Annotated in this window: 19 protein-coding genes and 1 tRNA gene; 10 read left to right on the forward strand and 10 right to left on the reverse strand. The window is 77.6% G+C overall.

All coding sequences use genetic code 11. From position 1 onward, the window contains the following. Positions 1-23: 23 nt before the first annotated feature. Positions 24-98: transfer RNA gene (locus MTO91_RS09425), tRNA-Ile, on the forward strand. 569 nt (positions 99-667) lie between these two features. On the opposite strand, the gene MTO91_RS09430 is transcribed toward MTO91_RS09425, so the two are convergent. Continuing rightward, positions 668-1,966, reverse strand: coding sequence for an SLC13 family permease (locus tag MTO91_RS09430; protein WP_476654292.1), 1,299 nt, complete (start codon positions 1,964-1,966; stop codon positions 668-670). 73 nt (positions 1,967-2,039) lie between these two features. Continuing rightward, the gene (locus MTO91_RS09435; protein ID WP_208825844.1) at positions 2,040-3,140 is read right to left on the reverse strand and encodes a PrpF domain-containing protein; all 1,101 of its coding nucleotides are present in this window, start codon (positions 3,138-3,140) and stop codon (positions 2,040-2,042) included. Positions 3,141-3,414: 274 nt separating this feature from the next. Here MTO91_RS09435 and MTO91_RS09440 point away from each other — a divergent pair, with 274 nt between their 5' ends. The 6 genes from MTO91_RS09440 (at position 3,415) to MTO91_RS09465 (ending at position 9,202) form a co-directional block, all read left to right on the forward strand. After that, complete coding sequence (locus MTO91_RS09440) at positions 3,415-4,326, forward strand: LysR family transcriptional regulator (protein WP_179760449.1); 912 nt, start codon at positions 3,415-3,417, stop codon at positions 4,324-4,326. 85 nt (positions 4,327-4,411) lie between these two features. Further along, a complete protein-coding gene (locus MTO91_RS09445) occupies positions 4,412-5,239 on the forward strand; it encodes a phosphatase PAP2 family protein (protein ID WP_476654293.1) in 828 nt (275 codons plus the stop codon). 731 nt (positions 5,240-5,970) lie between these two features. Continuing rightward, entirely contained in the window at positions 5,971-6,117 is a 147-nt protein-coding gene (locus MTO91_RS09450) for a hypothetical protein (protein ID WP_476654294.1), read from the forward strand. Between the two features lie 373 nt (positions 6,118-6,490). Then, a complete protein-coding gene (locus MTO91_RS09455; RefSeq protein WP_405418192.1) occupies positions 6,491-7,039 on the forward strand; it encodes a GAF domain-containing protein in 549 nt (182 codons plus the stop codon). Positions 7,040-7,391: 352 nt separating this feature from the next. Then, positions 7,392-8,282, forward strand: a complete 891-nt coding sequence (locus MTO91_RS09460; protein WP_405418189.1) for a universal stress protein — start codon at positions 7,392-7,394, stop codon at positions 8,280-8,282. Beyond that, a complete protein-coding gene (locus MTO91_RS09465) occupies positions 8,279-9,202 on the forward strand; it encodes a universal stress protein (protein WP_476654295.1) in 924 nt (307 codons plus the stop codon). Before MTO91_RS09460 ends, MTO91_RS09465 begins: the two co-directional genes overlap by 4 nt. A gap of 50 nt (positions 9,203-9,252) precedes the next feature. On the opposite strand, the gene MTO91_RS09470 is transcribed toward MTO91_RS09465, so the two are convergent. Both MTO91_RS09470 and MTO91_RS09475 read right to left on the reverse strand, forming a co-directional pair. Further along, positions 9,253-9,540 carry a hypothetical protein gene (locus MTO91_RS09470; protein WP_476654296.1) on the reverse strand — a complete coding sequence of 96 codons (288 nt, stop codon included), beginning with the start codon at positions 9,538-9,540 and terminating at the stop codon, positions 9,253-9,255. Beyond that, positions 9,491-10,243 carry an Acg family FMN-binding oxidoreductase gene (locus tag MTO91_RS09475; RefSeq protein WP_476654297.1) on the reverse strand — a complete coding sequence of 251 codons (753 nt, stop codon included), beginning with the start codon at positions 10,241-10,243 and terminating at the stop codon, positions 9,491-9,493. Before MTO91_RS09475 ends, MTO91_RS09470 begins: the two co-directional genes overlap by 50 nt. Before the next feature lie 191 nt (positions 10,244-10,434). Here MTO91_RS09475 and MTO91_RS09480 point away from each other — a divergent pair, with 191 nt between their 5' ends. From MTO91_RS09480 to MTO91_RS09490, 3 genes are read left to right on the forward strand one after another with little or no spacing between them, the layout of a single operon-like run. Further along, a complete protein-coding gene (locus MTO91_RS09480) occupies positions 10,435-11,496 on the forward strand; it encodes a DUF4389 domain-containing protein (protein WP_476654298.1) in 1,062 nt (353 codons plus the stop codon). Beyond that, positions 11,493-12,422, forward strand: coding sequence for a universal stress protein (locus tag MTO91_RS09485; protein ID WP_476654299.1), 930 nt, complete (start codon positions 11,493-11,495; stop codon positions 12,420-12,422). The genes MTO91_RS09480 and MTO91_RS09485 overlap by 4 nt, the downstream gene beginning before the upstream one ends. Beyond that, positions 12,419-14,761, forward strand: a complete 2,343-nt coding sequence (locus MTO91_RS09490; protein ID WP_476654300.1) for a phosphoketolase family protein — start codon at positions 12,419-12,421, stop codon at positions 14,759-14,761. The genes MTO91_RS09485 and MTO91_RS09490 overlap by 4 nt, the downstream gene beginning before the upstream one ends. On the opposite strand, the gene MTO91_RS09495 is transcribed toward MTO91_RS09490, so the two are convergent. From MTO91_RS09495 to MTO91_RS09520, 6 genes are all read right to left on the reverse strand, one after another. Beyond that, positions 14,701-17,235: a cation-translocating P-type ATPase gene (locus tag MTO91_RS09495; protein WP_476654301.1), complete on the reverse strand. Its 2,535-nt coding sequence runs from the start codon at positions 17,233-17,235 to the stop codon at positions 14,701-14,703. The two genes, MTO91_RS09490 and MTO91_RS09495, sit on opposite strands and share 61 nt — an antisense overlap. Then, entirely contained in the window at positions 17,232-17,618 is a 387-nt protein-coding gene (locus MTO91_RS09500) for a SpoIIAA family protein (RefSeq protein ID WP_251784559.1), read from the reverse strand. Before MTO91_RS09500 ends, MTO91_RS09495 begins: the two co-directional genes overlap by 4 nt. Positions 17,619-17,715: 97 nt before the next feature. Beyond that, positions 17,716-19,221: a multicopper oxidase family protein gene (locus MTO91_RS09505; protein WP_476654302.1), complete on the reverse strand. Its 1,506-nt coding sequence runs from the start codon at positions 19,219-19,221 to the stop codon at positions 17,716-17,718. Continuing rightward, the gene (locus MTO91_RS09510; RefSeq protein WP_346104445.1) at positions 19,218-19,595 is read right to left on the reverse strand and encodes an STAS domain-containing protein; all 378 of its coding nucleotides are present in this window, start codon (positions 19,593-19,595) and stop codon (positions 19,218-19,220) included. The genes MTO91_RS09505 and MTO91_RS09510 overlap by 4 nt, the downstream gene beginning before the upstream one ends. A gap of 192 nt (positions 19,596-19,787) precedes the next feature. After that, positions 19,788-20,105 (reverse strand): DUF3040 domain-containing protein, encoded by a 318-nt coding sequence (locus tag MTO91_RS09515; protein ID WP_251784556.1) that lies wholly within the window; start codon positions 20,103-20,105, stop codon positions 19,788-19,790. Positions 20,106-20,307: 202 nt separating this feature from the next. After that, entirely contained in the window at positions 20,308-20,517 is a 210-nt protein-coding gene (locus MTO91_RS09520; RefSeq protein WP_251784555.1) for a hypothetical protein, read from the reverse strand. Positions 20,518-20,613: the final 96 nt, after the last annotated feature.

Below are 20,613 nucleotides of genomic sequence, written 5' to 3' on the forward strand. Positions count from 1 at the left end.
GCTCCGGTACTCTCCGGCTCGCCGCGGCGGTAGCTCAATTGGTCAGAGCAGCGGACTCATAACCCGTCAGGTTGCCGGTTCGAGCCCGGCCCGCCGCACAGAGGTGCAGCTCAGGGGCTGGTGCTGTTGCTCCGACGTGGTGGCCTTCGACGATCGACACCCGATGGACATCCGTCGGAAGTCGTCGGGTCCGCTCGATCGGAGGTGCGCGGCGTCGCCGGGCCCGACCCCGGCCCTGCCACCGGTGTGACGGAGGGCGGCAACTCCGGCGGGAACGAGCGGTCCGGACGACATCGACGCGCGCGTGCGGGCCCTGCCCGCCGAGCTCACCGCCGACCGCGGCGGGTCGACCCGGGCCGTCCCGTCCTGACCCACCCGACCGTGCTGTTCGTCGGTGTCCGCGACGGCGGGAGAGCGCAGACGGCCATCGGATCGATGCGCACCACAGCCCTTCCGCGGGGTGCGCGGGTGTCCGGTGCCGCGGGGCCTGCAGCAACCGGGCGCGGACGGCGTGGTCGTCGTCGGCGGGCAGGCAGCCCGGCCCCCGGACGGCCGTGTGCCGGCACCCGCGGGGAGCGGGTACCGGCACACGGAGGTCGGTCGGGGACGCCCCGGTCGCGTGGGTGGGGTCCCGTCCCGACGTCGTCGGGGGTGCTGGCCGGCGGGGTCAGAACGCCCCGGGCAGGACCAGGACCGCCCACGCGGCGAGCGGGCCGAGGGCCACGATCCCGCAGGTGTAGGTGATGACCTGGCGGTAGAAGCGGGTGCGGTCCACACCCCGGGCGTTGGCCAGCACCAGGGCGCCGTTGGTGGAGAACGGGGACACGTCGACGATCGTGGTGGAGATGGCCATCGCCGCGATCACGCCCGCCGCGGGCAGCGAACCGGTCAGCAGCAGCGGGATCGCCATCGGGATCACCGCGGTCAGGATCGCCGTCGAGGACGCGAAAGCCGAGGTGATGCCGACGACCAGGCACAGGACCAGGGCCACCAGCAGCGGGGCGCCCAGGTGCACGGCGCCCTCGGACACCCACTCGATGGTGCCCGCGTGCTCCAGTACACCGACGTAGGTGACCATGCCCGCGACCAGCAGGATCGTCGGCCAGCTGATGCCGTCGATCGCCTTGCCGAGGTTGTCGCGGTCCATCAGGGCCAGGACGGCACCGGCGGCCAGGGCCAGGAAGCCGATCTGCAGGTGGAAGGCCAGGGCGCCGACGACGAGGCCGACCAGCGCGACGAGCGTGGCGCGCTGCTGCCAGGTCACGACGCGGGGCTGCGTGCGGACCATCGTCGCCACACCGCCGCCCCCGGTGGGCAGCTCGTCGTCGTCGGCGGGTTCGGGCCGCTCGACGAAGCTCTCCTCGCCACGACGGCGCAGCAGCAGGTAGGTGATGCCGCCGAGCAGGGCGTTGAACGCGAGGCTGGCGAAGAACAGCACGGCCTGGGACACGGCGAGGCCGGAGTCGGCGACGATCCCGAAGACCAGCGCCCCGGAGACGGCCATCGGGGAGAACGCCCCGGCGTGCGCGCCGCAGATGACCATCATGCCGATCATCAGCGGGCTGATGCGGTACTTGAACGCGAAGTTCATGCCGACCGGGACGAGCAGTGCGACGGCGGCCGGGGTGAAGGTGCCGAGTGCGGTGAGCACCGCGGCGACGGCGAACAGCACCCAGGGCACCAGGATCGCGCGGCCCCGCACCAGGCGGATCCCGGCGTCGACGAGCAGGTCGATGGTGCCGTTCAGCTTGGCCACGGAGAACAGGTACGTGACGCCGACGACGGTGATGAACAGCGAGACCGGGAAGCCCTCGAAGATCTCCTTCTCGTCGAGGCCGAGGGCGAACGTCCCGACCACGAACGAGGCGACGAAGGCGAGGATCCCGATGTTGATCGGCAGCATCGTCGCGACGACGAACATGCCGGCCAGGACCAGGACCAGGACGGAGAGGAGTTGGGGTGACATCGTTGTCCTTCGTGACTCGGAGCGGTCCGGGTGTGGGCGGGAGCCGGCCGGTGGTGCCGGTCCCGGGGCGGTGTCAGGCGGCGTGCACCGCGGCGGTCGGGACGGTGGCGGCGGTCGCGGGCTCCGGCAGGGCCAGGAGCGCGTCCGCGATCCGGCGCGCGGTGCGGCGGACCGCGACCGCGGGCAGGCCGTCACGGCTGCCGTGCACGGTGGCGATCACGCCGGCCGGGGTGTCGATCAGCAGGTCCTCCCGCTCCGTCGCGACGAGGTCGTGCAGGACGGTACCGGCGGTGCGGGTCGCAAGGGTGAGCGCGATGCTGCCGGTCACGGCGAGTGCCGGGTGGGTGCGCCCCATCGACAGCATGCGGACGGCCACGTCGGACCGGCCCGGCGCGCCCTCGGCGACCAGCGCCAGCTTGGGGACGGCGCGGGCGGCGTCGCGCGGGGTGTCGGCCAGGCCCATGCGGACGGCCGCGGCCCGGCGGAGCACGTCCAGCCGGTCCAGCAGGCCCGGCAGCGCGTCGATCTCGGCGGGCGACTCGTGCCCGGTGATCCCGACGGCCGCCGCCGGGACGACGACGACCGGGGCGCCGGCGTCGACGAGGGTGACCGGCACGCCGTGCACGACGTCGGCCGGGTTCCCGCTGGGCAGCAGCGACCCGGTCGTGCGACCGGCCGGGTCGACGAACCACATGCGGATGCCGACGCCGGGGGTCGGGACCCCGGGGATGTGCTCGTGGCCCTCCTCGACGACGCGCCCGCCGGGGGTCGGCACCTCCAGCACGATCAGCTGGCCGGTGTTGGTGTTGTGCACGCGGACCTCGGTGACGTCCCCGGTGGGGACGACCCACCCGCGGCGCAGCGCCCACGGCCCGACGACCGCGGAGCAGTTCCCGCAGTTGCTGGTCCGGTCCACCCGGCCGTCGGCGATGCCGACCTGGGCGAAGGTGTAGTCGACGTCCGCGCCGGGGCGGGTGCTGCGGGAGAGGATCACGGCCTTGCTGGTGGTGGACGTCGCGCCGCCGACGCCGTCGATCTGGCGCGGGTCCGGGCTGCCGTAGAGCCGGAGCAGCACCTCGTCCGCGGTGCGGCCGTCGACCCGGAGGTCGTCGGCGTCGAAGACCCAGCACTTGCTGGTCCCACCGCGCATCCACGTGGCGGAGATGTCTCGCATGGCTGCTCCCGGGGTTGCGGCGCGGCCGCCGGGGGTCGGCGACGTCGTCGACGGTGACGCCGACCGACGTGCAGCACAATCACGAGTTGTGGCACCCTCGTGAAGTCCTGCTTCATGACGGCGAAGGCCGGAACGGGGCGGGGAACCGGCGTCGGCGCGTCACTATCCAGCTCGGCAGCGTGAAGTAGAACTGCACGACCCCCAGCAGAACGCTGATTCACCGACCCCTCGTCATCGGTCGCTTCGCGCGGCCGTCCGGCCCCCGGAGGCCCCCGTGCTCGACGTCCGACGGCTCGCGCTGCTCGCCGCGGTGCTCGACTCCGGCTCCATGACCGCGGCCGCCGAACAGCTCGGCTACTCACCGTCGGCGGTGTCCCAGCAGCTGCGCCGGCTGGAGAAGGAGGCCGGCCAGCCGCTGCTGCAGCGCCAGGCCCGCGGGGTGCTCCCCACCGAGGCCGGCGCGGTGCTCGCCGGGCACGCCCGGCACGTGCTGCGCCGCCTCGAGGCCGCCGAGGCGGACCTCGCCGAGCTGGCCGGGCTGCGCCGCGGGACGCTCGCGATCGGTACGTTCCCGACGATCGCGAGCGCGCTGATGCCACGGGTCGTCAGCCGCTTCCGCCGCCAGTACCCCGACATCCGGCTCGACGTCCGCAGCGCCCGCCACGACGAGCTCATCGCGATGCTGGAGAGCGGCCGGGTCGGGATCTCGCTGCTCTGGGACTACGCCTGGGACCGGGTCGACCCAGGGCAGTTCTCGCTCACCCCGCTGCTCGACGACCCGACCGTCCTCGTCGTCGCCGACGACCACCGCCTCGCCCGCCGCCGCAGCGTCACCATGGCCGAGCTGGCCGACGAGGACTGGATCGTCCGCGCCCACGACCACCCGGTGGCCGAGGTGCTGGAACGCAGCTGCCGGGCCGCCGGGTTCTCCCCGCGCATCGCCTTCGAGGCGAACGACTACCAGGAGGCGCAGGCGATGGTCAGCGTCGGCGTCGGGGTGGCGCTGGCCCCGCGGACGGCGGTCAGCGCACCCCGTCCTGACGTGCGGGTGCTCGGTCTCGGACGGGAGGCGCCGTCGCGGCGGGTGCTGCTGGCGCACCGGCCGGACCGGCTGCGGGCGCCGGCGGAGCTGGCGATGCACCAGATGCTGGTCGACGTCGCGCGGGAGTACCAGACGCAGCCGTGAGCCCGGACGGTCGCGTCGGTGTCCCCGTACCTCCCGCGCCGGCGTTCTCAGCGCCGCCACAGCACCGGCGCGGGACAGTTGCACGGTGAACACCGCCGATGCACAGCAGGCCGCGGGACTCGTCCTGACACTCGGATGGCTGCTCGTCGCGGTCGTCCTGTTCGCCCACCGGGCGGGCCTGGTGACGTCGGGGCCGCTGATCGGTCGCGACGTCCGGGTCCCCGGCCCGTTGCTGTGGGGATCGGGTGCGGCGGTGGCGTTCTACACCGGGCAGGCCGTCGTCGTCGACGCGGTGGAGGACGCCCCGAACCGCATCGTCGCCGGGGCCGACCGGCCGGTGCTGGACTGGATGATCGTCCACCGCACCCCGGACCTGACGTCGCTGATGGAGGCGGTCAGCCGCTACGGGGGTACGAACGGGACGCTGCTGCTCGCGGCGGCGGCCGTCGCCGTCCTGCTGGTGACGCGTCGCTGGTGGGACGCACTGGCCGTCGCCGTCGCGACCGGCGGTGTGGCGGTGCTGGTGCCGACCTTCAAGGACCTCTACGGCCGCACCCGCCCGCCGGTGGCGACCCAGCTGGTCGTCGAGCCGGACCTGTCGCTGCCCTCCGGCCACGCCCTCGGCGCGATCGTGGTCATCGGGATCATCGCGGTGGTCCTGGGGCGCGCGGTGCGGTCCACCGGGTGGCGGGTCGTGGTCGGCGCCGTCGCCGCCGCCGCGGTCCTCACGATCAGCGTCAGCCGGCTCTACCTGGGGGTGCACTGGGTCACCGACGTCGCGACCAGCTGGACGCTCGGCGGGGCCTGGCTCGCGGTCGTCGTCACGGGTCTGATGTGGGTGACCGGACGGGGCTCGGGCGCCGGCGCACGCGGCCGGACGGCCGGACGCCCCGGGCCGCCCGCCGCGGGCTGATCGGCTCGACGCGGACGACGCACTCGGTGGACGCGTTCTCAGGGTTCCGGACCGACGCCACCGGGCCCGGGCCCTTCGGCCCTTCGCCTCCCCGCCGCCCGCGAGCACCATGGAGGCCTCGGGGGGATGCCGTCCACCCGCCGCTGGGGAGCAGGCGGGTGGACGAGGGCCGGGGCCGGCCACGCTCGGGGAGCGTGGCCGGCCCCGGTGGTCCCCGAGAGCGCGGGGGAACGGCTCTCTCGGATTCCGACAATGCAGCACGGCGTGAGGTATGTGTTCCGTGCAAGCCGGTCGCGACGATTCTCGGGCGACATTGCTCCGGAAGGCCCTCGAATCCGCATGCCCGGTCCCGAGACCCTCGAGCGAGACGTGCCGGTCACGGAGCCGGAACCTGTCCTGGGAGCCACCGACATGCCGGACGACGACAGGAGACCGCCGACCGGGCGCCGTCGGGCGGACGCACGGGCCGGGTCCGTGACATGACCGGGCCGCCACGACGGTCCCCGCGGGAGCGACAGGTCCCGGACCTGCGTCTCGTGACCGGGGGCCGCCCGGCCGTCCCGGGGTCCGTCCCCGCCGTCCCGGGGTCCGCCCCGGCCCCCGGCACGGGCCCCGGCGCCGTCGCCGCCGGGCATCCTCGGCCGACCCCGCGGCCGCTCGCCGCCCGGCCCCTCGCGGTGGCGCGCCCCGGCACGGCCCCGCCGGGACGGATCGGCACCACCACGGACGACATGTCCGGTGCCGACGCGACACTCGACGCGCACCTGGGATGGACGCTGTACCGGGTGCTCGACGGGCTGCGGTTCCCGGTGCCACGCTGGCGCGTCCTCGCGCAGGCCGACGCCTGGGGGGCGGCGGCAGCCTCCGGCTCTGGCTGACCGACCTCCCCGAGGGCAGCTATGCCGGCGTCCACACCGTCGTCGCGGAGATCCGCCGGAGCCGGCGGACCTCCTGACGGCCGACGGGACGGCCCCGGTGCGCGGCTCCCCGGCGCATCGGGGCGCATCCCGTCCGATCCCCGCCCACCGGTCCCGCACCGTTCGAGGAGCGCGACGCCGAGCCCGGCGGCCGGGTCGACCTGGACGTCCCGCACGGCGGGGGCCCGGCTGCGGTGGCCGGTCCCGCTGCGGGCCCCGTCGGTGCCGAGCCCCGGGCCCCGACCGGTAACGGAGCAGCGGCGCACGCCGAGTCCGTGTCGGAGACGACGGTGGGGGGCGGGATGTGACGAGGTCCTGCGCGGCCGGGCGAGACGTGGCGAACCCGGCGAGGGGGTGGCTGCGGGCCCAGCTCGACCGCGAGGTCGACTGCTCCGTGCACACGCTGCTCGGCGCGATGACCGAGCGGCTGTCGATCGCGGCCGGCAGCGCCGCGACGTTACGGAGGCTCTCCGCGGACGGCGAGTGCCTGTCGCCCGTCGCCGCCCACCACCCCGACCCGGGGATGACCGCGGCCATGACCGCGATCGTGGAGGAGACGGCCCCTCGCGCCCGGTCGGGGCTGTGGCGACCGGTCGTCGAGGAGCGCCGCGCCGTCCGCTACCGCGTCGACCCCGGGAGCACGCCCGCCGAGGCGTCCGACGAGCAGGCCCGATTCCTCGACCGCTTCCCGGTCACGGCGGTGCTCGGCGTCCCGGTGGAGCACGACGGACGGCTGGTGGGCGGGACGGCACTCGTGCGCTACTCCGTCCCACGCCCGTTCGACGACGCGGACGAAGCACTGCTGGTCGACTTCGCCGCTCGCGCCGGTGTCGTGCTGGCGATGCTGGAGGAGTACACGACCCGCCACACCTCCGGCGGCTGAGACCGCCGGGCCGGCGACGGCCGTACACCCCCGACATCGACCACGGTCCGACCCTCCACCGTCCGCTCCCTCCCTCCGCACCCCGGACCGGGGCACCGCGATGGTTCCGCGTCCGTCGACGATGACACCGGTGTCGACCCGTGCGGCAGGGTCGTTGGGCCCGGCGGCCCGGGCCCGTGGTGACCGGTGCGGTGACGAGCGGTGACCGGACCGCAGGCGTCCCGACGGCCCGGCCCGGCCCGGCGCGACCGTCCGTCGCCGGGCGCGACCTCCGGCCCGTCCGCGGGGGCCCTTTGGCCGGGGCGCGGGCGGCGGGCGGCGGGCCAGCGTGGGGGACGAGGGAGGGAGCCCGATGAACGATGCGAACGAGTCCCCCGAGGTGGTCGGTGTCGACGGGTCGGAGTCCGCGCTGAGGGCGGTGCGGTGGGCGGCCCGGGACGCGGCCGCGGCCGGACGCCCCCTGCGCCTGGTCGCGGTGAGTACGGACCCGCCGCCGCTCGCCGACGCCGGACCCGAGGTGTGGGCCGAGCTGAGGGCGGCCACCGTCGCGGCGGCCGAGGACCACCTCCGGGCGGCGGCCGCGGCGGTGGCGCCGCTCCTGCCCCCCGAGCGGGTCGGGACCGTCGTCCGGGACGGGAGACCCGCCGCGGTGCTCGCCGACGAGTCACGGCACGCCGCGGTCGTCGTGGTCGGCAACCGCGGACGAGGTGGCTTCCGCGGTCTGCTGCTGGGGTCGACGGGTGTCGCACTGACCGCGTCGGCGCACTGCCCGCTCGTCGTCGTACGGGGGAACGAGGCCGCCGACGGCCCCGTCGTCGTCGGGGTGGACGGGTCGGACGGCTCCGAGGCGGCACTCGCCTACGCCGTCGAGACGGCCGCGCAGCGGCGGACCGCACTGGTCGCCGTACGGGCCTGGGGGGAGCCGGCCATGGACCCGGCGGTCGCGGCGCTGCTCGACACGGTGGAGCTGCGCCGCGCGCAGGCCGAGGAGCTGGAGCAGGCGGTGGCGGCGCTGCGCGAGAAGTACCCGGACGTACCGGTCACGACGCACGTCACCCACGGGTCGGCCGCGGCGGCCCTGAAGGGGGCCTCGGCCGAGGCCGGGATGGTCGTCGTCGGGGCGCGCGGGCGGGGAGGTCTCGCCGGTCTCGTCCTGGGCTCGGTCGCCCAGTCCCTGGTGCACCACGCCGCCTGCCCGGTGGCCGTCGTCCGTCCCGAGGACTCCCGGCGGGTGGCGGGATGACGGGCCCGGCGACGGCCGGCCCCCGCGTCCTGGTCGGGTTCGACGGGTCGCCTGCCGCGATCGCCGCACTGGGGGTGGCCGCCGACCTGCTGCCCGGCGCCGACGCGACCGTGCTGCACCTGTGGACGCCACCCTTCGCCGGGGACGTCCTGCGACGCCGGCTCGTCGACCGGGCCCGCACCGTCGACGAGCTGATGGGGCTCGTCGAGCAGGAGGGTGCCGCCGAGGCCCAACGGGTGGCACGGCTCGGCTGCGTCGTCGCCCGGGCGGAGGGGTGGACGGCCACGGCGCGGGTGGCACGCAGCTACGGCGGCGACGGCCTGCGCTTCGCGGCCGTGGCCCAGGAGAGCGGTGCGGACCTGGTGCTCGTCGGGGCCCGCGGCCTGAGCGGCGTCTCCGCGGTGCTGGACAGCACGACCGACCTCGTCGTCCAGCACAGCCCCGTGCCGGTGCTCGTCGTGCCGTTCCCGATGCTCGTCGACGAACGCGAGCGGGCCCGGACGGGGCCGGTGGTCGTCGGGTGGGACGGGTCGCCGGGGGCGGCGCAGGCGCTGCACGAGGCCGAGGCGCTGCTCCCCGGACGGCCCCGGGTCGCCGTCGTCGTCGGCGACGACGATCGGGGCGCGGTGCCGCTCGATGGCGACGGCCGCGGGGTGGCCCTGCGGCGGGTGCCGGCCCCGCACCCGGTGCCCGGCCCGGCGCGGGCGACCGCCCGCGCCCTGGCCGAGGCGGCCCGCCGGGAGGCGGCGTCGGTCGTCGTGGTGGGGTCCCGGGGGCGGTCCACCTGGCGGACGGAGCTGCTCGGGAGCACGGCGCTGGCCGTGCTGCGGCGTACCCACGTCCCGGTGCTGGTGGTTCCGGCGGCGGCCCGGGTCACCCTGGGTGCCGAGCCGGTCGGGTCGGGCGCGGAGAGCGGCTGAGCCGCCCGGCCCGGCCCCGCCGTGGCCGGGCCGGGCGGGCGGGCGCGGGATCAGGGCCGGGGCGTCCCCCGCCGGTCGACCTGGTCGACGAGTGCCCGGCGGGGGGTCGCCGGCGGGGGAGCGGCGACGCTCGGCCAGCCCACGCGCAGGACGACCTGCGGCGACAGCGAGCCGCCGAGCACGCGCTCGGCCACGGCCTCGGTGGTCCTCGCGACCTCCAGCGGCTCCGTGAGCGGGCACGTGGCGAGCCCGAGCTCCGTCGCCTGGAGCAGGACCGCGCTGAGCGCCTCACCGGCCCGCAGCCGCGCGAGCCGGTCGTCGGAGGACGTGCCGAGCACGAGCAGCGTCGCGCCGTCCTCCCCGTGCGGCGCCGGGGGGGAGCTCGGCCCCGGCGAACCGGCGGTGCGGCAGACCCGCACCGGGCCCCGACGGCACCGGTACGTTCGCGGCCGGGACGCCGTCGTCGGTGACACGGCGGCCGGACCACAGCCCGAGCTCGAGGTCGTAGCCGGGCGTGGCGTCGTGCGTGGTCGCGGCCTCCCGGAAGGCGTCGGCCAGCGCCCGCCGCGCGCCGGGATCGTCGACCGGGCGCAGCACGGCGCCGCAGCCGGACGCCCGCCGGCACAGGAGGTCGAGCTGGGCGTCGGTGAGCGGCCAGTCGGTGAAGCGCCGCCGGTCGGTGCGCCGGGCCGGGATCGCCGCCGCGGTGTCGACCGCGGCGGGATCGGGGTTGCGCGTCCCGCCGGTGACGTGCACGGCGGCCACGACCTCGGGGCGCCCGGCGTACGGGAGACGGGTGACGGTGCACCGCAGGCCCAGGCCGGCGAGCGCCACCGTGAGGTGGTGCAGCGCGGCGCCGCAGCTCAGCAGCATGTCCCGGCCGTCGGCGTCGGCCGAGCCCAGCCGGCGTGTCGCGTCGGCCTCGAGCTCGATCCCCGTGTCGTCCCACCGCCAGCGCCAGGGCTGGGTGTTGTGCACGGACGGGGCACGGGCGGCCAGCGTGAGGGCGGCGCGCAACGTTCCGGGGTCGATGGGGGACATGGCAGGCCTTCCGTCGGTGCTCCCCTGCGGGAGCCGTACCCGCCATCCCCCCACCGCCCGGGGCCCGGCGGCAGGGCCACCCCGACCCGGGGACCGCCGCCGTCGGTCACCACGATCGCGGGACCGAGGACCCACCCGCGGCGGGTCGCGCTGCCCTGACCGGCGACCGGGCGGGAGCGGACCCTCGCGCCATGACGACTTCGACGCCCGTTCCCGCCCGCGGTGAGGACTCCCCGGTGCGGATCCAGGCCCGCACCGACGAGCACCTGTCCCGCGGCCTGTGGTTGGTCAAGTGGTTGCTGCTGGTCCCGCACCTGGTGGTGCTCGGCGTGCTCGGCGTCGCGTTCTGGGTGCTGACCGTGGTGGCCCTGTTCGCGGTCCTGGTCACCGGCCGGTACCCGCGGACGATGTTCGCCTACAACGTCGGCGTCCTGCGCTGGGGGTGGCGGGTCACCTGGTACGGCTACGGCGGGCTCGGCACCGACCGGTACCCGCGATTCGCGCTCGACGACCGTCCGGACGACGCGGCGCGGCTGGACATCGCCTATCCGGGGCGGCTGTCCCGCGGGCTGGTCCTGGTGAAGTGGTGGCTGCTGGCGCTGCCGCACTATCTCGTGCTGGCGCTGCTCGTCGGCGCCGGCGGCACGATCGTGGGCCGTGTCGGCGGGGGCGGGGCCTTCGGCACCGAGGGCGGCGGGCTGCTGTCGCTGCTGGTGCTGTTCGTGGGGGTCCTGCTGCTGTTCACCGGGCGCTACCCGGCCGGTCTGCTGGACCTGGTGACCGGCATCGACCGCTGGGTGCTGCGGGTCGTCGCCTACGCGGCGCTGATGACCGACAGCTACCCGCCGATGCGGCTCGACCAGGGCCCGCAGGACCCGGCCGGACCGTTGCCCGGTGACGGGCCGGACCGGACCACGGCCGCCCCGGCCGCCGGGGCCGCGGAGGGCAGGGGCGGACAGGCCCTGCTCACCCGCCCCGAGGCGCCCCCGGCGCGGGTCGCGGCGGCGCCGCTCGCGCCGCCGCCGGCCGGGCGTGCGGTGCTGCTGACCGCCGGGGCCTGGGCCCTGCTGCTCGGGCTCGCGGGGGGTGTCGCCGGGGCCGTCGACACCACGGGCACCGGATCCGTGACCGGCGCGACCGGTCCGGGCGCGACGGCCGTCGCGCTGGTCGCGGGAGGTGTCCTGGCCCTGGCCGGGGCGGTCCTCGTCGCCGTCGGCGCCCGCCCGGTCGGCGGGGAGGGCGGGCGACGATGACCGGTGCGGAGCCGGCGGGGTCCGGCCCGCCCCCGGCCCCCGGTGCCGCGGCCGGAGGGCCCGTCGTCGCCGCCGTCGACGGATCGGACTCCTCCTACGCCGCCGCGCGGTGGGCCACCGAAGAGGCCGCGTGCCGGCAGGTCCCGCTGCTGCTGGTCGTCGCCGTGCCCTGGACGACGTTCCTGCCGGTCGGGCTCCCGCATCTCGGCGAGGAGTACGGCCGCGACGCCATGGTCCGGCACGCCGAACGGTGCCTGGAGCAGGCGGCCGGACCGGCCCGCCGGACCCTCGGCCCCGAACGCGTCGGCTCCGAGGTGCGGGGCGGCTCCGCGGCGGAGGTGCTGTGGGAGGTGTCCGGCACCGCGGGCCTGCTGGTGCTCGGCAGCCGCGGTCGCGGCGGGTTCGCCACGCTGCTCGCCGGGTCGGTCGCGGTCGCCGCGGCCGCGACCGCGCAGTGCCCCGTCGTGGTGCACCGGGCCCCGGGCGACCCGGGCGGCCCGGTCGTCGTCGGGGTGCACGACCTCACCGGCCCCGCGCTCGGCTTCGCCGTGGAGCACGCGCTGGCGCACCGGGCGCCGCTGGTCGCGGTGCACGCCTGGTTCGACCACGACATGGACCCCTACACCGCGGAGCTGCTCGCCCGCGACGGCAGGCAGGCCGCCGCCCTGGACGCGGCGGCCGACCGGGTCCGCACCGCGCTCGCGCCGTGGCGGTCCCGGTACCCGGAGCTCGACGCCCGGGAACGGGTCCTGCTGGACAACCCGGCCGGGGCGCTGGTCGGGGAGTCCCCGCGGGCCCGGCTGGTCGTCGTCGGGACACACGGGCGGGGCGCGCTGTCCGGGGCGCTCCTCGGATCCACCGGTCAGGCGGTCCTGCGGCACGCCGGGTGCCCGGTGGCGGTCGTCGGAGCGCCGGGGACCCGATGACCGGGTCCGTGGACGACGACGTCACCGCGGTGGACCGGTGGTGGCGGACGGCCAACTACCTGGTGGTCGCGCAGATGCACCTGCTGGACATCCCGCTGCCGGCCGAGCCGCTGCTGCCCGGGCACGTCCGGCCGGAACCCCGGGGCCACTGGTCCACGGCCCCGGGCCTCACGTTCTGCTGGGCCCACGTCGCCCGAGCAGCCGCCCGGCACGGCACACCGGCGCTGGTCGTCGCCGGACCGGTGCACGCCGGAGCCGCGGTGCGGGCCGCCGCCTGGCTGGAGGGCACCCTCGGCGCCCGCGACCACGGGCTGCGCCGCGACGGCGACGGCCTTCGGGCCCTGGTCCGCGGGTACGGCAGCCCCACCGGCGTCCGGGTCACCACCTCCGCCGCGACGCCCGGGGTGCTGCACCCCACCGACACCCCGGGGCAGGCGCTCGCCCACGCCCAGGGCGCCGCGGACGACAACCCCGGGCTGGTCGTGGCGTGCGTCGTGGGCGACGGCGAGGCCGAGAGCGACCCGTCGGACGCCGCGTGGCAGGCCGGGACGCTGTCCGACCCGGCCACCGACGGCGCCGTGCTGCCGCTGCTGCACCTCGACGGCAGCCGGATCGAGGGCGCGCCGCCGGGGCTGCTCGCCCGGCTCCCGGCCGAGGACCTGCGCAGCCTGCTGCGCGGCCGCGGGTACACGCCCCTCGAGGTGACCGTCGACCCCGACGGTGCCGCCGCGGACGCGCACGCACCGATGGCCGCCGCGCTCGACGAGGCGTGGGCCCGGATCGCCGACGCCCGGGCCCGGGCCGCCCGCGGCGCCGCCGTCGTCCGCGACGGGCGGCCGGTCGTCGTGCTGCGCAGCCCGCCGGGCTGGACCGGGCCGCCGACCGGGGACCCGGCCCCGGCGGGCCGGGCACCGTCCGGGACGCCCCTGCCGCGGGCCCGCACCGACCCGGAGCAGCGGACCGCCCTGGAGGAGTGGCTGCGCAGCTACCGCCCCGAGGAGCTGTTCGACGACCGCGGCGCGCCGCGGGTCGCTCCGGTCCCGGCCGCCGAGGGCCGGTGCGTGCCGCCGCCGAGTGCGTGCCCGCAGGCCGACGGCGGCGCCCTCGTACGGCCGTTGGACCTGCCGACGATCCGGACCCACCAGCGCCCGGTCCCGGTCCCCGGCGTGACCGTCGCGGGCGCGACCCGGATGCTCGGCGGCTGGGTCCGCGAGGTGCTCGCGGCCAACCCGGACCGCTTCCGGGTGGTCGCCCCCGGCGGGGTCGCCGACGCCCGCCTCGGCGGGGCGCTGGACGACGACCGCCCCGACGGGGCCGGGCCGCCCGAGCGGCACCGGGTCCTGGGCATCGCCTCGGCCCGGGTCTGCCAGGGGCGCCTGGAGGGCTACGTGCTGTCCGGCCGCCACGGCCTGGCGGTCCTGCCCGAGGAGCAGGTCCGTGAGGTCGACGCGATGCTCGACGGCTACGCGAGCGTGCTGGCCGAGATCGACACCGTGCCCTGGCGGCGGTCTCCGGCGGCGCTGACGGTGCTGGTGGCTGACCGCGGCGGGGAACACGGCCCGGACGGGCACGCCGGGCCGGTCCCGGGGCTCGCCGACCACGTGGTGGGGGACGGTCCGTGGGGCGCGCGGCTGTTCCTTCCCCCGGACGGGAACACCCTGCTGTGCGTGACCCGCCGGTGCCTGGGCCCGGGCAGCGGGCTCAACGTCGTCGTCGCGGGGACCGCACCCGGCCCGCAGTGGCTCGACCCCGACGCGGCCGCGGCGCACGTGCGCCGCGGCGGCGGGGTCTGGGAGTGGGCGGGGACCGTCGATCCCGGTGCCCTGCCCGACGTCGTCCTCGCCGGGTGCGGGGCCGCCACCACCGTCGAGGTCGTGGCGGCGGCGTCGCTGCTGCGCGAGCACCTGCCCGGGCTCGCGGTGCGGGTCGTCGACGTCGTCGAGCCGGGCCGCCTCGCGACGCCCGCGCAACGGCCCGAGGGGTGGCCCGCCCGCGACCACGACGCGCTGTTCCCGCCCGGGGTCCCGGTCGTCCTGGCCTTCCACGGCCGCCCCGCCCTGATCGACCACCTGCTGGCCCGGCGCCCCGGGCGCGAGCTCTGGCACGTGGCGGGCCGCGGACGGCGGGGCGGCCCGGCGACCCCGTTCGGGGTGCTCGCCCGCGACGGGCTGGACCGCTTCCGGCTGGCGGTCGACGCGCTCGACCGGGTCCCCGGGCTCGCCGTGCGCCGGACGGGCCTGCGGCAGCGACTGCTGGACCTGCGTGCGGTCTGCCTCGCTCACGCCGACGAGACGGGGGAGGACGCCCCGCTGGTGCGGGACTGGTCCTGGCCGGGGTGAGCCCGCCGGCGGGAACGCCGCAGCTCCTCGGCCTCGACCAGCACCGACGGCACCGCCGCCGCGCCGACCGCGATCGCGAGCTCCGCCGGGCCGAGCGCGACGGTGTGGAACAGCAGGCCCGCACCGGGCAGGTAGACCACGGCGAGCGTCGCCAGCACGCTGGTGGCGGCGGCCACGTACAGGAACGGGTTGCTGCGCACCGGGAGCCGCCACAGCGGCGTGCTGTCCGACCGGGTGGTCAGGGCGAGTCCCAGCTGGCTCAGCGCGAGCGTCACGAACAGCATGGTCTGCCAGGGCCGTCCGGTCGCGGCCGCCGTCGTCGCCACCACCAGCGAGCAGCCGGCGACGACGCCGCCGAGCACCGCGGTCTCGACGACCGTGCGCCGGGTGAGGATGCCCTGCCGTGGCGGCTGCGGCGGGCGGGACAGCACGTCGGCCTCGGCCGCCTCGGACCCCATCGCGACCCCCGGCAGCCCGTGGGTCACCAGGTTCACCCACAGGATCTGCGCGGGCAGCAGCGGGAGACCGAGCGCCAGGAAGGGCCCCGCGACCATCACGAGCAGCTCGGCGAGGCCGCCCGCCAGGCCGTAGCGGACGAAGCGGCGCACGTTGTCGGCGACCCGGCGGCCCTCGGCGACGGCGGCCACGATCCGGCCCAGCCCGTCGTCGCCCAGCACGACGTCGGCGGCCTCCTTGGCCACCTCCGTGCCGCGCCCGCCCATCGCGACGCCGACGTCGGCGACCCGCAGCGCCGGGGCGTCGTTGACGCCGTCGCCGGTCATGGCGACGATCTCGCCGGCCGCGCGCAGCGACTCGACGAGCGCCAGCTTCGTGCCGGGGTCCGCACGGGCGTGCACGGCGGGCAGGCCGTCGCGCTCCCCGGTGTCCAGACCGACGGCGGCGGCCACCGCGGCGGCCGTCGCCGGATGGTCACCGGTGATCATCATGGTGCGGACGCCCGCGGTGCGGGCCGCGCCGACCGCGGCCGCGGCGTCGTCGCGGACCGGATCGTCGAGGCGCAGCAGCCCGGTCTCCCGCCGCCCTGCGCGCACCGCCAGGACCCGCGCCCCGGCCCGCGCCCAGGCCTCGACGACGGCCGCGGCGTCGGCACGTCCGGGCAGCACGACCTCGGGGGCCCCGACGACGACCTCCAGCGGGCCGTCCGGGCCGTCGTGGCGGCTGACGGTGCACCGCCGGTGCGCGTCGAACGGGCGCACCGCCGTGCGCGGCCGGCGGGACCGCACCGCACGCAGGTCCAGCCCGGCGCCGACCGCGGCCCGGGCCACCGCGCCCTCGGTCCCCGGCGTGCCCTCCTCGGCGTCGCCACCCAGCACCGCGGCCTCGAGCACCGCCCGCGCCGGTCCCGCGGGCAGCGGACCGGTCAGCTCCGTCGTACCGGTGTCCGGATGCCACACCGCGGTGCAGGTGATCCGTCCGGTGGTCAGCGTCCCGGTCTTGTCGACGGCCAGCACGGTCACCGAGCCCAGTGCCTCCACCGCGGGCAGCGTGCGCACGATGACGCCCAGCCGCGCCATGCGGCGGGTCGCCCCGGCCAGCGCCAGCGCCACGACGGCGGGCAGCGACTCGGGGATCGCCGCGACGGCCAGGCTCAGCGCGGTCAGCACCACCAGCGGCCACGGCTCGCCCCGGGCCAGCCCCGCCACGCCGACCAGCACGCAGGCCACGACCACCCCGAGCGAGATCGCCCGGCCGAGCCGGGCGAGCCGGCGCTGCAGCGGTGTCGGCGGCGGCCGGCGGCGCTGCAGCAGCACGTCCACCGTGCCGAGCTCGGTCCGCAGCCCGACGGCGGTGACCACCGCCCGCCCGCGCCCGCGCACGACGAGCGTGCCGGCGTGCACCACGGTGCTCCGGTCGGCCACCGGTGTGTCCTCCGCGCAGGCCGGGGCGGCCCGGCGGTCCGAGGGCTGCGACTCGCCGGTCAGCGCGGACTCGTCGACCTGCAGCTCGTGGGCCGTCAGCAGCCGGGCGTCGGCGGCCACCACGTCGCCCCGGCCCAGGACGAGCAGGTCACCGACGACGACCTCGGCCGCGGGCACCTCGTGACGGCGCCCGTCGCGGACCACCGTCGCCCGCGGTGCGGCCCGCGCCCGCAGCGCCGCCACGGCCCCGGTGGCCCGACGTTCCTGCGCGACGCCGACCGTCGTGTTCAGGACGACGACCAGCACGATGACGGCCGCGTCGCCGGCGTCGCCGACGGCCACGCTCAGCGCCGCCGCGCCCAGCAGCACCAGGATCATGGTCTCCCGCAGCTGGGCGAGGACCGAGGCGGCGAGGCTGCGGTCCAGCCCGGGGGAGGGCCGGTCGGCGTCCGCGACCGCACGGTCGGCGACCGCCGACCCGCCGAGCCCCTCGTCGGGGTCGGTCCCCAGCTGCTCCGCGAGCGCGACCGCGTCCTGCGCCCACGGGTGGGGCGGTGGCGCGACCGGGGACACGTCACCCGCCACGGGGCTCACGCGCGCAGCAGCGCGGTCTCGCGGACCGGTCCGGCCGATCCGCCGGTCAGCCAGGTCAGGGCGGCGGCGCGCTCCTCCGGTGCGAACACCCGCACCCGCACGGGCCGCAGCGACGACGCGATCCGGCGGGCGGTCGCGTGGGTGTCCGGCGCGGCCAGCACGGCGCAGGACCCGACGCGGGCCAGCCGCGGGACCCGCCGCGGCGCGGACGCCCCGGGCACCGCCGTGTCGGTGGTGTCGGCGACCTGCAGAAGCAGCGGCACCGGACCGGCGACGGCGGTCAGCACCGGGGCCAGGCCGTCCACCAGGTCGGCGACGGTCACCACCCCGCTCGCGGCCACCCCCACCGTCCCCTCGGGCAGGTCGTCGATGAGCCGCAGCATGGGTGGTCCTCCTCGGGGCGCCGTCCCGGCGACCGTCGCAGGGGCGTGCGTGCGCGGGCAGATCCGGAAGACCGTCGGCGCCCGGCCGAAGGTCCCGCTACGGGGTCCCGGCGCCCCCGACGCGGACCGTCGCCATCATCCCGGCGTCCTCGTGGTCGAGGACGTGGCAGTGCAGGACGGTCCGGCCGGTCGCGCCGGTGAACGCCACCCGCAGCACCACCCGGCCGCCGGCGGGCACCGTCACGACGTCCCGCACGGCGCCGTCCGAGCCCGCGGCGTCGAGCACCGTCATCGGCCAGGTGTGCAGGTGCAGCGGGTGCAGCATGGTCCCCGGGTTCTCGACCACCCACTCCTCCACGGTCCCGGGGACGACGACGAGGTCGTCACGGGCCGGGTCGAACCCGCGACCGTCGATCCCGAAGCCCATGCCCCCGCCGCCCATCGGCGCGGTCAGGGTCAGCACCCGTGTCCGGTCCGGGGGCCCCGGTGGCACCACCGGCGCGGGCAGCACCGCCGGGGGCGGCGGGGTCGGGGCCGCGGCCCCCGTGACGCGCAGCGTGGCGAGCACGACGGGCCCGGTGCCGGTCGTGCCACCCGTGCCGCCCATGCCTCCCGTGCCCGTGCCACCCATCCCTCCCGTGCCCGTGCCGCCCATCCCTCCCATGCCGCCCCGGTCGACGTCCGCGGCGAGCAGGTCGACGTCGCCGGGGACGTCCGGGGGGCGCACGACGACGTCGGCACGGTTGCCCGGCGCGAGCCGCACCCGGTCGCGGACGACCGGACGGGGCAGGAACACCCCGTCGGTCGCGACGTGGACGAGGTCCTGCCCGTCGAGCGACACGTCGAACACCCGTGAGCAGGTCGCGTTGACCAGCCGCCACCGCTGGGAGCGCTGCGGCGCCCCGGCCAGTACCGGCCGCCGCAGCCCGTTGACCAGCACGAGCTCGCCCTCCCGGCCGGCGACCCGGTCCATGGGACCGGCCGCGGCGACCCGGCCGTCGTCGCCCACCGTCGTGTCGGTCACGACGAGGACGTGGTCCTCCGCCGTGCCCAGGTCCGGTCCGCCCTCGACCACGATCGCCCCGACGAGACCGGCGAACACCTGGTCGGCCACCGTCCCGTGGTGGTGCGGGTGGTACCAGAACGTGCCGGCGGGATGGTCGCGCGGCACCCGGATCCGGTAGTCCGCGGTCCCGCCGGGGCCGACCATCCGGAACGGGTCGTCACCGCCCGGGTCGGGCGGCACCCGCAGCCCGTGCAGGTGCAGGTTGGTCGGGGTGTCGAGCCCGTTCTCCAGGCGCAGCGCGAGCTCGTCGCCGGGCCGCAGCCGCAGGGTCGGGCCCGGGGAGGTCCCGTCGTAGCCGAGGCCGGCACCGGCGGCACCGGCGAGGTCCACCCCCGGGGTCGCCCTCAGCACACCGGACAGGACCCCGGCGCGCGCGACTCGCTCCGGGGGATCGGCGAAGGGGAGCCCGGCCACCGGCCCGGGACGGCCGGAGCCGGACACCGGCATCCCCGTGCACGCGGCCACCCCGCCGACCACCCCCGCGGCCGCCGCGACACCCAGCAGGCGCCGCCGGGTGAGCGGCGTTCGCCCGGTCACGGCGCGCTCCCGGCGCCGGACGTCACCGGCTCGGGGAGCCGGACGGCCTCGGACGGCCGGAGCAACGGGCGGGCGGCGGGGGGCACGCGACCGAGCAGGTGCTCGGCGCCGACCACGGTGAAGGCGCACCCGCGCCGGCTCACGGTGCGCACGGCGTGCGGGATCGCCTTCAGCCCGGCGGCGGAGACGGCCGTGACCCCGGTGAGGTCGGCGACGACGGTCCGGGTCGTCCCCCCGACGGTGTCCCTGTCGCGGGCCCACGCGTCGAGCTGACGCAGCAGGTGCGCCCCGGCCGCGGTGTCGAAGACCCCCGACACCCGCACCCGGTAGGTACCCGTCCGGGGCGTGTCGGCGGTGAGCAGATGGTCGTTCATCGCGGATCCTTCGTCGTCGTGGGCGTCCCGTGCCGGTGGCGCGGGTTGCGAGTGTCGTCCCGCCCCGCTCCGGTGACCCAGGGGCGGAGGGCACGCGATCGGGTCGCCCGCGGCCCGGCCGGTCCGCCGACGCCCACCGCGCCGTCCACGGGGGCCCGCCGGCCGCCCGCGGCACCGGTGGCCGGCGGGTCGTCAGGTGCTCCGCGACGTGCTGCCCCCGCCGCCCGAGCGGTCCCGGAACCGGGTCCGCAGCCGGTGCCACACCCGTCGGCGCTCCAGCAGGCGGTACACCGGCCAGCAGCCCAGGACCCCGAGCACGAGGGCGTCGCCGGGCCGGCCGAGCGCCAGCAGACCCACCGCCGCGGCCAGCCCGAGCGCTGCCGTCGCCGCCGGGAGCAGCCACACCCGCAGGCGCGACGGGTTCCGGAACCGGCGGGCGAGCCGGGGGGCCTCCGCCGTCAGCTCGTGTTCGATCCGGACCAGCCGCCGTCGTTCGCCCTCGCTCAACATCGTCGTCCCCTCCGCTCGGCCCGGGTCCCGGGAGCTGTGCCTCCCCGCCGCCGCGACCGGCGACGGTGCGACCCTGCCCAGCGCCGGCCCGGCGCCACCAGGCCCGTAGGTCCCGCGGCCGGGGTACCGGACGGCACCCGCCCGGGAGCCGTCCGGCACGACGGCGGACGTCGCCGGCGGACCGGCCGGGGCGCCCGGAGGGTCAGCCCTCCCCATCGAGCAGGCGCTGCCGCGCGAGCCGCTCCACGAGCTCGGGCAGCGCCGGGACGGGCGCCCCGGCGAGGTCGGCCAGCGACCGGCGGACGACGGCGACGACCCTCCGTCCCGGGAACTCGGGCCGGAGGCGGGCGACGGCCGCGGGAACGACCGCGGCGGGTGCGTGCGGGAACAGGGTCGGACAGCTCGGGGCCACGGAGCTCCTCCGGTCGGCTCGGCGGATCGGAGGGCCCACCGCACCCCCGCCCGCCGCGTCCGGCCAGGGCCGTTGGTCCCGGACGCCGGTCGGGAC

This window comes from Pseudonocardia sp. 2-7, assembly GCF_056341085.1.

Excerpts from the sequence above, each read along its gene's own strand:
- MTO91_RS09490 (WP_476654300.1), top strand. The coding sequence starts at position 12,419 with ATGACCGGGTCCGTGGACGACGACGTCACCGCGGTGGACCGGTGGTGG.
- MTO91_RS09485 (WP_476654299.1), top strand. The coding sequence starts at position 11,493 with ATGACCGGTGCGGAGCCGGCGGGGTCCGGCCCGCCCCCGGCCCCCGGT.
- MTO91_RS09510 (WP_346104445.1), bottom strand. The coding sequence starts at position 19,595 with ATGAACGACCATCTGCTCACCGCCGACACGCCCCGGACGGGTACCTAC.
- MTO91_RS09500 (WP_251784559.1), bottom strand. The coding sequence starts at position 17,618 with ATGCTGCGGCTCATCGACGACCTGCCCGAGGGGACGGTGGGGGTGGCC.
- MTO91_RS09475 (WP_476654297.1), bottom strand. The coding sequence starts at position 10,243 with ATGTCCCCCATCGACCCCGGAACGTTGCGCGCCGCCCTCACGCTGGCC.
- MTO91_RS09450 (WP_476654294.1), top strand. The coding sequence starts at position 5,971 with ATGTCCGGTGCCGACGCGACACTCGACGCGCACCTGGGATGGACGCTG.
- MTO91_RS09435 (WP_208825844.1), bottom strand. The coding sequence starts at position 3,140 with ATGCGAGACATCTCCGCCACGTGGATGCGCGGTGGGACCAGCAAGTGC.
- MTO91_RS09515 (WP_251784556.1), bottom strand. The coding sequence starts at position 20,105 with ATGTTGAGCGAGGGCGAACGACGGCGGCTGGTCCGGATCGAACACGAG.
- MTO91_RS09430 (WP_476654292.1), bottom strand. The coding sequence starts at position 1,966 with ATGTCACCCCAACTCCTCTCCGTCCTGGTCCTGGTCCTGGCCGGCATG.
- MTO91_RS09480 (WP_476654298.1), top strand. The coding sequence starts at position 10,435 with ATGACGACTTCGACGCCCGTTCCCGCCCGCGGTGAGGACTCCCCGGTG.
- MTO91_RS09465 (WP_476654295.1), top strand. The coding sequence starts at position 8,279 with ATGACGGGCCCGGCGACGGCCGGCCCCCGCGTCCTGGTCGGGTTCGAC.
- MTO91_RS09460 (WP_405418189.1), top strand. The coding sequence starts at position 7,392 with ATGAACGATGCGAACGAGTCCCCCGAGGTGGTCGGTGTCGACGGGTCG.